The following is a 13,300-nucleotide window of genomic DNA, read 5'->3' on the forward strand; positions in this document are numbered from 1 at the left end:
GCCTCCTTCTACTGCTGTCAGAAGGGAAGCATGAGCATACCATTAATATGTGTACATTATGTGTGAACTATTAAATTCTACTTGTGCATTAGTAAACTCTACTTCGAAAGAAGGGAGTGGAATTTACTTTAGCAATTTTCAGTAAAATTTTAGTAAAAATGCAATATAGTATTATCCTACAATTAATCTTAGAATTCAAAGTAGAGGAGTTAGCGATAATTCATAAATTATCACTAACTCATTTCGTCACATGACAACTCGGTATGAAAAAGTTGAAAGGGGAAAAAGGATGCATAGGAATTGGAGGAGAGTACTAGCTTCAGTGCTTGGTGTAACGACTGCGTTCACAACAGCTTTTACATCAGGAAGTGCCTTTGCTGTTACTTCACAGGCAGCAGAAGGTAAGGTAGACAAGACAGTTAAACTTTCGCCAGCAATAGCATCGGTATTTAACGATACTGATGGTGATGGATTCGGGGAATTCCAGGGCTTTGGAACAAGCCTTTGCTGGTGGGCTAATCGTGTGGGCTACAGTGATGCGCTTACACAGCAGTCAGCCACAGCTTTCTTTGACAAGGAAGAAGGTCTGGGCATGACAATTGGCAGATACAACATAGGTGGTGGTGATAATGTTGGTGAGGCACCAGAAGTATCAGTCAATGATAAGGCAGTATTTTATGACACAGCTTCATCGAACCTTAGCTATGCAGGTTCTAATATGAATGTGTCCACAAACACAAGTCTTAGGGACGCAAGCTACTCAAGGTCCGATGCAGACTTTGGTTTCACATCCGGTAAAAAAGTTGGCTCTTTTGACGCAATTGGATGGATCAACAATTTAGGTGGAGGCGTTGGTTCAGGAGATAACCTCCACTATCTGATAAATGCGGAGGAAGATGGAACTTATACAATCAAGATGGTGTTCACACTTTCTGGTTCAAATAACAGAGGTGTCAGCATTAAAGTGACTTCAGAGGATCAGACTACATACAGCCATGAATCAGAAGAGGCTGGAACAGAAGGGGAAATTACAGTAGTTGGCGATGTTCTTGAGGGAGAAGATGAAGCTACTAAAGAGGCATCTGATGAGGCGTCAGTAGCAGTATCAGATGAAGCTTCTGTAGAGGAGAATACTGCAGAAGAAGCAGATGATGTAGTTAGCGATGAGCAGAATGTCGATGCAGAAGAAGCTGTTGAGACAGAAGCTAATACAGATGCTGCTGAGGAAAAAGATGTAGAGGAAACAGTAGAAGTAGCAGAGCCTGCTGATGCAGTTCTTGCAGCAGTTCCTGGCGAATCCATAATCTACACAGTTCCTGCGTCAGAGGTTAATAAGAACCTTGTGGCATCAGGAAATAACAACATGCTCTATGTTGTTACATTTAAAAATGTTGAGCTCAAGGCTGGTTCTAACAAGCTTGATATCGGCGGCGCAGATGGCGACTGGTGTCTTGACTTTGTTAAGATGGCAATCATCAAGGCTGGCGAAGAAGGCGAGCTTCCAGAGAGTAGCGACTTCCTTCACGGCCCTCACATCAAGAGATCAGATTCAATCGTTCCTGGCTACGCAACAGACGTAACTAAGATCAATCTTGAGAAGCATGATGCAGAGTATTATGAGACAAACTTTGCAAGAGCTGATCTTGACTGTGGCTATGCATGGAACTACAACTGGGATGCTGACAAGAACCAGATGAACGTTCTCATTGCAGCAGCTCAGGCAGCAGGAGATGAGTTTATTGGCGAAGCTTTCTCCAATTCACCTCCATATTTCATGACAGTTTCTGGCTGTTCATCAGGTGGTGCTGATCCTAGCGTTGATAACCTTCGCTCAGATTCTTATACAGCATTTGCATGCTATATGGCTGATGTAATCGAGCATTGGGCACAGGAAGGTGTTATCAACTTCCAGAGCACAACACCAATGAACGAGCCTTACACTAATTACTGGTCAGCATTTAACAACAAGCAGGAAGGCTGCCACTTTGATATAGGAGAGTCTCAGTCCAGAATTCTTGTTGAGCTGAACAAAGAGCTTGAGAAAAAGGGCATTGATATCCTTATCTCAGCTTCTGACGAGACAAGTATCGATACAGCCATTACCTCTTTTAACGCCTTAACAGATGAGGCAAAAGAGGTTGTAGACAGAATTGATGCACATACCTACAGCGGTTCTAACAGAGCAGGACTTAAGGCACTTTCAGAGTCAGCTGGCAAGAACCTCTGGATGAGTGAGGTTGATGGAACCTTCGAAGCAGGCTCAAATGCAGGCGAGATGAAGGCAGGTCTTGGCTTTGCTCAGAGAATCATCACAGACGTTAATGGCATGATGCCATCAGCATGGATCATGTGGGATGCAGTAGATATCCACATCGATTCCAACAACGAATTTGATACAGCAACAAGAGAATCTGTTGAAAAGATGCTCGCAAACGGAGATGGCTTCTGGGGAATCGCAATCGCAGACCACGATACTCAGGAACTTCTTCTTAGCAAAAAATATTACGCATTCGGACAGTTCTCAAGATATATCAGACCTGGTTATGCAATCATCGCATCAGGTGATTCTACAGTAGCAGCCTTCGATCCTAAGGAAGGAAAGGTTGTTGTTGTAGCAGTTAACCCAGCAGGCTCTGATCAGACATGGAAGTTCAATCTCCAGGATTTCTCAGAGATTGGCGATAAGGTTACAGCTATCCGTACAAGCGGAAGCAGAGCAGATGGCGAGAACTGGGCTGATGTTACAGCAAACGATGATATCGTTGTGGACAGAGCTGCCAAGACTGTATCTGCTACTCTTAAGGCAAACTCAATCACAACTTATACTATCGAAGGTGTTGTTTATGACAGTAGCGCTGAGACAGTGGTTGCAGTAGATGAAAAGAATATCTACGCAGTTAAGGGAACACTTCCTGTTCTTCCAGAGACAGTAAGCGTTCAGACAAGCAAGAATAATACAATCAATGCAAACGTAACATGGGATCTTGATGGAGTTGACCTTGCAACAGCAAGCGAAGTAACAGGAACTCTTGATGGATATGGTTACGAAGTAACATTTGCTATCAAGTATGTTGATTCCAACATGGCTTGGTATATCGATTGTAACGACAACGAAGTAGGCCACACATCCTATAAGACAATGGATGCTTATGCAGATCTTTTCAATGAGGTTTCTGATCAGAAGTATGACGGAACCTGGGGAAGACTTGCAGACTATGGCGCATACAACAACTCAGATGATGATCCATGGGCTTATGGCTGGTATGCATATTCCAACCAGAGCATCGATTACACAGTACCTCTTGAGGCTGGTGAGTATACACTTACCTTTGGTTTCAAGGAGTGGTGGAATCAGAACAGACCTATGGCAATCTATGCGGTAACTGATGGTGGAGAAACACTCATTGGTAATACTAATGCCAAGAATGGTAACAATAACTGGAATACACCTTCTTATAGCTTCAGCGTTTCAGAAGCAGAAGATGTAACCTTCTCTGTTAGAAAAAGAAATGGCCCAGATCCAGTTCTTTCATTTATCAGAATCCAGAAGATGCTTAATCTCGATGAGCTCAAGTCTGCAATGGCTAAGGCACAAGGACTTGATACTTCTGATTATTCAGCAGTTAAGCTTTCAAGACTTCGCGGAATTCTTGTGAGAGCACAGAAGGCTATGCTCAGAGCAGCAACAACTCAGGAGGATATAGATCTTTTGACAAAAGAGATTTCTGAATTTGTAGAAAACGGTGGAAACCAGTTCTCAGAAGATGAAATCGCAGCAAACGACTATGTTCTGTACCTTGTGGACGTAGCAAGTAAGGACACAAGCGTTGTTCCTGATGGCTACAACATGGGTCTTTACCAGACAGCTACTGATCAGATCGTTGCTGTTGATGCCGGAACAGGACTTAAATGGGGTGCTACACCTGATGACGAGTATGGAATCAGGGCAAATGGTGGTTCTACAGATGGAACACTTACAGGAACCTATGCTTATATGTCAGATAAGGGCTGGACTTATGTGAAGGGCAAGAGCGGACTTGGCTATACCTTCGAGCTTCCAGACAGAGTAAACAATGAATATCAGGTAACAATCGGTGTTAAGAGTCCATGGAGTTCAAGAGATATCAGCTATGACCTTGAGGGAACATGTGTTGAGTCAGGACTTACACTTGGACAGAGCACACTTGTTGAGAGAACTTACACAGTAGAAGTAACAGATGGCGAGCTTAATCTTTTTGCATATGCTACAAACAGAACAAGCTCATACGTAGATCCACTGCTTAGCTACATCATCATTAAGGCAGTACCAGCTTATACTTACGAGACACTTGTATCAGCTATCAGATACTACCGTGAGCAGATGGAAGGAAAGACCTATGCAGAGAAGTCTCTGAATGTATTTGAAGAGGCAGTAGCTGCAGCTCAGGCGCTTATCGATGAGAAGTCAACAGATGTAGCAGCTATCAAGGCAGCATATAAGAACCTTGAAAAGGCATTTGAGAGCCTTGCGATTCTCTACACCTACACATCAATTACAGGTGTTGAGGGAGCTCCTTTATATGATAACAATGGAATTCTTGTTCAGGCTCATGGCGGACAGATCCAGCAGTTCACAATTGATGGTGTGACCAAGTACTACTGGTATGGTGAGGACAAGACTTATGATTATCAGCCAGTTGTAGGTGTGCATCTTTATACTTCAACAGATCTTTATAACTGGACAGATGAGGGTGTTGCCTTCAGAGCGATCCCAGTATCTGACGAAGAGTACGGCGCATTCAAGGAAGATGGATATGTAGCAGATCTTTCTATTTTTGATGAGGATGAGTATTTCAGCGCTCTTTACAGTGATTACAAGGGACAGCCAGCTACAGATTCTCAGTATGACAGTAAGCTCGAAGAGCTCTACTGGGATATCGCAGCAGACAGGACAGTTATGGAGAGACCTAAGGTTCTCTACAATGACAAGACTGGCAAGTATGTAATGTGGTGGCACTGCGATGGCAATACCAAGAGCAATCCTACAGGATCAAGCTATGGCAAGGCAAAAGCAGGTGTGGCTATTGCAGACAATCCGGCAGGACCATTCAAGTATCTTGGTTCTTACAAGCTCAATTACAGCGAAACAGCTAACCATCAGTGGGATAGCGACGAGGCTGCATGGGGCTCTGTAAGAGATATGAACGTCTTCAAGGATGATGACGGAACAGCTTATGTAATGTACTCATCAGATGGTAACACCAACATGTACATTGCTAAGCTCAATGACGAGTACACTTACCTTGCTAAGGACCAGAAGCACGCTGTTCTTGGCAAAGACTTTACACTTAACTTTGAGAATGCTTCAAGAGAAGCTCCTGCAATGTTCAAGTACAACGGAACCTACTACATGATCACTTCAGGATGTACAGGATGGGATCCAAACCCAGCAAGCTACGCTTATGCAGAAAGTCCTCTTGGACCATGGACAACAGTTAACAACCCATGTACTGATTCTGGAGCAAACACAACATACAGAACTCAGTCAACATGCGTATTCCCTGTAGATGCTGCAGCAGGTAAGTTTATCTACATGGGCGACAGATGGAATTCAGGTGATCTCAGCGAGTCTAGATATGTATGGCTTCCTGTAGAATTCCTTGCAGGTAATAAGATTGCTCTTAGAAGCTATTCAAATTGGACTCTTGATGAACTTGAGAACAAGGGCGTATTTGAGATCAATACTGAGCTTCCTGGGTATGCATATTCAAAAGAAGATCTGGATGAGAAGCTTCCAGCAGAGATAGAGCTTACTCTTTCAGATGGAACCAAGACAACTAAGGCTGTTACATGGAACACAAGAGCAGCAGCATTTGTTGGCGACGTAGAGATCAGCGGAACAATTGCTGATTACAACAGAAGCTTCACACATACTGTAAGCATGATCCCAGAGAAGATGATCTACTTCTATGACAGTGCATCAAGAAATGTTTTGGGCGATGCAGAAGCAAGCTATCTTACAGCAGCCAGAAAGGTTCTTGGCAAGCAGATCAGAAATAAAGCAGCTGATGAAGATTTCTCAGCTACAGGCATTTCTGGTTATAACGGTGTAAGAAGCTCAGAGAATGCTGAAAAGTATGATGTTGGTTTCAAGAATTCAGGTTCTGATATCTGGGGACATGGCTTCTGGGCAGCAGGCAATAAGACTATCGACTATGTATTCACACTTGAAGCTGGTCAGTACACAGTTGCAACTGGATATCAGGAGTGGTGGAACACATCAAGACCTACCAGAATTACTGCCAAGGATATTGATGGCAATGTGCTTGCACAGCACAACTTCACTCTTGGCTCATCAGATAGCGCAAGACTTGAGACACTTAGATTTGAACTTAAAGAGGCTTCTAAGGTTACAGTTAGCGTTGCCAAGACAGGTAACCCAGATCCAGTTCTCAGCTTCATCGCTGTAGTAAGAGATGATCTGGAAAAAGAACCAGAGTCAGAGGGAACAATCGTAAAGAAGTACAGTAGATATTATCTTGTTGATGAAAATGGAAAGAGACTTACCGGCTTCCATACAGTTGATGGCGTAGAGTATTTCTTTGACTACGATACAGAGGCTATGGCAATCAACAAGTGGGTTACAAGAGATGACGGCAGAGTTCGTGCTCTTGGAGATGGAAGACTTGCGCAGGATGAGATAGTTAGAATCTATGGTGCTGACTATTATCTTGGAAAAGATAAACTGCTTGTAACATCAGCAATCTTCGAGTATGACGGAAATATGTATTATGCTAAGGCAGATGGTAAGATTTCTAAGTCAGGCCTTCTCAACATCGGCGACGACTACTACATCTCACTTTCAGATGGAACACTTGCCAGAAACACCAAGCTTGAGAAGTATGGTTCAGAGTACATCATGGGCGATGATTGCAAAGTAATGAAGGGTCTCATAGATTACGATGGACATAGATACTACGGTAAGGACAACGGAAGACTTGCCAAGGATGCAATGTTTACAGTAGGCGGATACACCTACTATGCTAAGAAGGATGGTACTCTTGCAGCCAATGAGACCATCACAAGATATTTCCATAGTTATACATTCGATGAGAATGGAAGACTCATTCCTTAATTGAATTATTAAAAGTTCAGATGAGAAATGGCAAAAGCCCAGGGTGGAATACCACCTTGGGCTTTTAAATTATCTTAAAAAATGCGATAATACGAACTGTAGCATGTATGTGTCTGAATAAATGACAAATTGTTATTAAATATAGCAGTAAATCTAGGAGGCATTGTATGGAGAATAGACCTGTAGGACGTAAGAAAAATGTTGGAACAGGAGGTTCCGGAGTACATAAAAGAGGGGATGGCCTCGGAGGAGGTCCTGTCGGTAGTAGTAACGGCTATTCAAGTGGAAGTACCGGAGACTCTGGAAGTGGTGGAGGAATGAACAGATCAGGCGGAAGAAGCCCTCTGTTTATGATAATCATAGTTCTTTTCCTGCTTCTTGGAGGCGGCGGAGGTCTTACATCACTCCTTGGGGGTAGTGATAGTACAACAACTGATTATGTTTCTACACCTTCAGTTACCACAACTCAGCAGACAACATCACAGTCTGGGCAGTCACAGTCAAGCTTTTCAGATGGCTATGACGGCAGTATGTTATCTCTGTTTGGCTCAATGCTTGGAGGCGGCAATTCATACTCAGGCGGAAGCATGGCTTCTGCAAGCTGGAGTGATACTCCAAACACTGGTAAGCTCAACACCTCTGTAGCAGAGGGCGCAAGAGCTAAGCGCACAACTATTAAAGGAAATGGACAGGATACAATCACAATCTTGGTTTACATGTGTGGTGCTGATCTTGAGAGTAGAGGCGGAATGGCATCCAAGGACCTTCAGGAGATGCTCTCAGCCAAGTTCGATGACAAGATCAACCTGATAGTATACACAGGTGGAGCCAAGCAGTGGCAGAACAACGTTGTTTCAAGCTCTACCAACCAGATATATCAGATCAAAGACGGCAAATTCATCTGCCTCAAGGACAATCTTGGCAGTGCACCAATGACCAAGCCAGAGACTCTTTCAGGCTTTATCAAATGGGGCGCAGCTAATTTCCCTGCAGACAGATATGATCTTATCTTCTGGGATCACGGCGGCGGATCAACAGGTGGATATGGATACGACGAGAAGTTTGCATCAGCAGGAGCTATGTCACTTGCAGGAATCAATACAGCCCTCAAGGATGGCGGAGTTACCTTTGATTTTGTAGGCTTTGACACATGCCTTATGGCAACAGTAGAAAATGCCCTTGTTGTTTCTAACTATGCAGATTACCTTGTTGCATCTGAAGAGACTGAGCCTGGTGTGGGCTGGTACTACACTAACTGGCTTACAGCTCTTGGCAGCAACACTTCTATGGAGACCATAGAGATTGGTAAGAACATCATAGATTCTTTTACCAGCGCATGCGCACAGTCCTGCCCTGGACAGAAGACAACTCTTTCACTGATCGACCTTGCAGAGCTGTCACATACAGTACCTGCGGAGCTTGCTGATTTCTCCAAGGATACAACAGAGATGATCAAGGGCGATGACTACGCAACAATATCTGATGCCCGCAGCAGCACAAGAGAGTTTGCAGCTTCATCCAAGATTGATCAGGTAGACCTTGTAGACTTTGCTAATAGAATTGGAACGGATGAGGCAAAAGAGCTTGCTGAAGCCCTCAAGGGAGCTATCAAGTACAACAAGACAAGCTCGAATATGACAAATGCCTATGGCCTTTCTATCTACTTCCCATATAAGAAGAGCTCAAAAGTAGCCTCTATGGTGGGAACCTACGAGGCCATCGGAATGGATGGAGACTACGCTAAATGTATCCAGAATTTCGCTTCCCTGGAAGTTGCCGGACAGCATGTAATGGGCGGAACTTCAAGTCCTATGCCATCTCTTCTTGGAACACTGGGAAGCTCAGGAAGTTCCTATGCAGGATCAAGCGGAAATGCTTCTGCAGAGGTTATCACACAGCTTCTTACAAGCTTCCTTACAAGTGACTTTAGCAGTATTTCAGGACTTAATGCTTCTAATGGAAGCTTCATTGGTAAGAGCCTGGATGTTGATCAGGCTGCCAACTATATCGCAAGTCATCAGTTTGACCCATCAGCTCTTGTATGGACTACAAATGCTGAGGATTACACATGCATTTCACTTTCAGAAGAGCAGTGGAAGCTGGTTCAGGACCTCAAGCTCAACATGTTCTACGATGACGGCGAAGGCTATGTAGACCTTGGTCTCGATACAACCTTTGAATTTGATGAGGAAGGAAATCTCCTTGCTCCTGAAGATAAGACATGGCTTGCAATTGATAAGCAGAACGTAGCATTCTATGTAATTGATGCTCAGGGCGATGATGACAGCTACGCTATCACTGGCCGCGTTCCTTGCGAAATCAATGGTCAGAGAGCTAACCTCATCCTCGTATTTGATTCAGAGAACGAGGACGGCTATGTAGCTGGTGCTTGCTTTGATTATGTAGAAGGTGAGACAGAGACAATTGCCAAGAACCTTACAGAGATTGAAATCGGTGATACTATCGATTATCTCTGCGATTACTACAACTATGATCAGACTTTCCAGCAGAACTACTACCTTGGAGAGCAGGTCGTTGTAGATAAGCCAATGTCTGAGATGGTTATCGACAACCAGCCTGTAGGCGATGGCAAAGTCATCGAGACTTACTGCTTTACAGATATTTACGGACAGAATTACTGGACACCTAAGTTGGAATATTGATAAATGGAAGAAAAGACAAAAGATTTTTTGGCAGGACGAATCAGAGATCTTGCCACCAGAGCGTACATGAACGGCTTTGTTACCCACACAGATTTCCTGTCGGTATCAGAGCTGGCCATGTTTTATCAGATACTAGCATCGGAGGGCGTATCCTCCAATGTGCACCAGTACTGCGGCGCAAGCTATGTTGTTTATGGCGGTACTGATGATGCTGAGAGAGCAATGGTGTGCTTTCTTCCCGATTACATGGATGAAGAGACATTTCTTTTATCGGAGAAGGCAGACAACACAGTTCTGAAGTGCGTTCATATACAGCCACTTAATAATAAGTTTGCAGATGATCTCAATCACAGAGATTATCTGGGAAGTATCATGAATCTGGGAATTGAGCGTGACCAGATCGGAGATATCCTGGCAGGAGACAAGGAAGCTTACATATTTGCTACTCCTGACATTGCGCAGATGATGGAAAAAGAGCTGATAAGGATCAGACATACATCCGTCAGATGCAGCATTGTAAATGCCGGAGATTGTAACATCGAGCCCAAGTTTGAAGAGATAAGCGGAAGCGTGGCATCAGAGAGAATAGATGCTATCCTTGCTTTTGTATATCACTTATCCAGATCAGAAGCCCAGAAGCTCATAGAAAGCGAGTCAGTGTTCATTGATGGAAGGACTGCTTACAGCGGCGGTTATGATCTTAAGCAGGGCGCGAGAGTTTCTGTAAGAGGTCATGGTAAGTTCATTTATATGGGAACTACCAACACCACCAGAAAAGGACGACTTTTTATTTCTGTAAAATTATTCAAATAAAAACATATATAAAGTTAAGAAGAAAACAGCTTTTCGTGTTAATTCACAGAATGGCTGTTTCTTTTTTGTAACAAAATAGTATTGTTTTAAATGAACGTGTTCGTTATAATTATAACGAACACGTTCATAAAGGATAAAAACTATGCCAAAAATCATTGATAATCTTAGAGAACAAATTCAAATTGAAGCAATGAATCAGATCCTGACAAATGGTTATTCCAAGACTACTATCAGGTCTGTTGCTAACGGCTGTAACATTGCAGTCGGAACTCTCTACAATTATTTCAAGTCCAAGGATGAACTCATAATCTCTTTTATGCTGGAGGACTGGAGAAACTGTGAGAAGAAGATGACATCTATAGAAACTTCTGATCCAGAAGAATTCCTGTGTCAGATTCATTCAGCTCTCAATTCCTTCATTAGAAAGTATGAGTCAGTTTTCAGGGACGAGGATGCACAGAGAGTATTTGCGGATGTTCTTGCGGGGAAACATGTTCAGTTCAGGGCCAGGATTGCACAGATGCTATTTAGGGTGGTAGACGCTTCTGATTATGGCGATAAGGAGTTTTTAGCTGAGCACATTGCAGAGTCCATTATTGGCTGGACCATGGCAGATGTTCCTTTTGATAAGCAGTATTCAATTTTAAAGATGCTAGTGTGACATATTTGATTAGAGGGAAACACAAGAAATCAAGGAGGAAATACAAATGAGCAGCTTTGAGAATTTAAGAGTTGTAGATAACTTCTACCAGACATCACTTTTTTTCCCAATGCCAACAGTACTCATCAGCACTATTTGTGAAGATGGTACAACCAACTTAGGGCCTTATTCACTTATTCAGCCCTACTATGTAGCAGGTAAGGAGTATTATGCAATGCTTCTGAACTGCCGTAATTCATCTAACACAGCGCAGAACATTCTTCGTACAGGTAAATGCGCAATCAACTTTATCGATGATAATCCTAAGAATTTCAAAGAGGCAGTTAAGCTTTCATGGCCTGGAGACAAGCCATCAGAGAAGATGCCTAAGTGTAATTTCAGATTAGAGAAGAGCCTTATCCAGGAAGAGAATCCTGATGATATCAGACCTATGGTAATGACTGATGCTATCGAGGTTATCGAGTGTACCTGGATGAGAGAGCTTGACGGAGCAGATGCAGATCAGCCAGGACAGCTCGAGGGCTATGAAGGACCATACCATGATTTCAATGGTATCACCAGCAAATTTGGTGCTCACTTCATCCTCAGAATCGACAAGATTCTCATGAAGAAGAAATATTCTGATGCCATCATCAACGGCGTAAGAGCTAAGGATTTCCCACCTCTTCCAGTTGATTACGGCTACAGAGACAGTAAGAACTTCTGGTTCCACAGAAAGAGACACATGAGATTTGAGCTCCTTCAGATGAGACAGGCATCACTTCAGTCAGTTCGTTATGCAGCAGACAGAATTGATGACAAGATCAAATTTACAGATGATGCGCTCAAACTTATGCTCAATGTTCCTAGAGTTTTCCTTCCAGCAGCGCTCAAGGGGTGCGTTGAATGGGCAAGAGAGAACAACGTTGAACTGATCACTGAGGAGCATATGAAGATCATCAACGATAAGAGAGCACAGGAAAAGAAAAAGAAATAAGTCTTTTAGAGAAGAAAAGTATTAAAAGGAGGGAGTAGACCGGGGATAAGAATAGGTCTACGGGGTATTAATGAAAGTTGTATTAGCAGGCGCTTTTGGTAATCTTGGCGCAGATATTTTTAGAGCTCTTGTTAAGGAGGGCCATGAAGTAGTAGCCCTTGATATGATGTCAAGAGATCTTGGAATCGATGAGAAGGCATATACATTCAAGAAGGTGGATGTTACTAAGCCTGAGACACTTAAGGGAACATGTGATGGTGCTGATGTTGTTATCACAACAGTTGGTCTTACAAAGGGATCAGCAACAGTATCCAACTATGACATCGATTATCAGGGAAACCTTAATATTCTGAACGAGGCTAAGGCAGCAGGGGTTAAGAGATTTACATACATCTCAGTTATAAAGGCTGACAAGGCACCTAAGGTTCCTATGCTTCATGCTAAATATCTTTTTGAGGAAGAACTTAAGAAGAGCGGACTTACATATGTAATCCACCGCCCAACTGGTTACTTCTACGATATCGTCAAGGTATTCAGACCAATGATTGAAAAAGGAGAGGTTACACTCCTTGGCGATAAGCCAGTTCATGCTAATGTTATTTCTACAGAGGATTTCGGAGAATTCATCGTTAAGAGCATGCTTGATGACAACAAGTGCTATAACGTTGGTGGCAAAGAGACTTACTCCTATGAAGAAATCGCCAATATGTGCTTCGAAGCAGCAGGTAAGACTCCAGTGATTAAAAGAGCTCCAGCATGGCTTTTTGATGTACTTGCTTTTGTTAATAAGCTCAAAAAGAATGGCAAAGAGGCTATTCTCAGATTCTCAAAGTGGACTCTTACTGAAGAAATGGTAGGAGATACAGTTTATGGAGACATGAGTTTTAAGCAATATATCAAAGAAAGCTTTGCAAAATAAAAAATATAGATAGGAGACTAGAAATGTTACATTGGAACTATTTACTTATCATCTGCATCGTATGTCTTATTCTGTGCGCAGTAGGTTTCTACAAGTATGTATACTTCATGTCAATCGGATATGGCTTTGCTGTAGCAGGGGGCGGTGTTTGCGC

The 13,300-nt window shown here is 42.9% G+C and carries 6 protein-coding genes; all 6 read left to right on the forward strand.

Translation table 11 applies throughout. The annotated features are described in order from the left end of the window. Positions 1-289 precede the first annotated feature (289 nt). The 6 genes from IJI01_RS14395 to IJI01_RS14420 all read left to right on the forward strand — a co-directional run bounded on the left by IJI01_RS14395 (position 290) and on the right by IJI01_RS14420 (position 13,146). Entirely contained in the window at positions 290-7,114 is a 6,825-nt protein-coding gene (locus tag IJI01_RS14395; protein WP_292191948.1) for a family 43 glycosylhydrolase, read from the forward strand. Positions 7,115-7,281: 167 nt separating this feature from the next. Further along, positions 7,282-9,777 (forward strand): clostripain-related cysteine peptidase, encoded by a 2,496-nt coding sequence (locus IJI01_RS14400; protein WP_292191951.1) that lies wholly within the window; start codon positions 7,282-7,284, stop codon positions 9,775-9,777. Positions 9,778-9,780: 3 nt separating this feature from the next. After that, positions 9,781-10,590 carry a YlmH/Sll1252 family protein gene (locus IJI01_RS14405; RefSeq protein ID WP_292191954.1) on the forward strand — a complete coding sequence of 270 codons (810 nt, stop codon included), beginning with the start codon at positions 9,781-9,783 and terminating at the stop codon, positions 10,588-10,590. Positions 10,591-10,732: 142 nt separating this feature from the next. Then, positions 10,733-11,251 carry a TetR/AcrR family transcriptional regulator gene (locus tag IJI01_RS14410; RefSeq protein ID WP_292191957.1) on the forward strand — a complete coding sequence of 173 codons (519 nt, stop codon included), beginning with the start codon at positions 10,733-10,735 and terminating at the stop codon, positions 11,249-11,251. 46 nt (positions 11,252-11,297) lie between these two features. Beyond that, positions 11,298-12,227, forward strand: coding sequence for a hypothetical protein (locus IJI01_RS14415; protein WP_292191959.1), 930 nt, complete (start codon positions 11,298-11,300; stop codon positions 12,225-12,227). Between the two features lie 70 nt (positions 12,228-12,297). After that, positions 12,298-13,146: an SDR family oxidoreductase gene (locus tag IJI01_RS14420; protein ID WP_292191962.1), complete on the forward strand. Its 849-nt coding sequence runs from the start codon at positions 12,298-12,300 to the stop codon at positions 13,144-13,146. The last annotated feature ends 154 nt before the right edge of the window (positions 13,147-13,300 follow it).

Origin of the sequence: Butyrivibrio sp. (genome assembly GCF_017433805.1) — a bacterium.
In the GTDB taxonomy this organism is placed as follows: Bacteria; Bacillota; Clostridia; order Lachnospirales; family Lachnospiraceae; genus Butyrivibrio.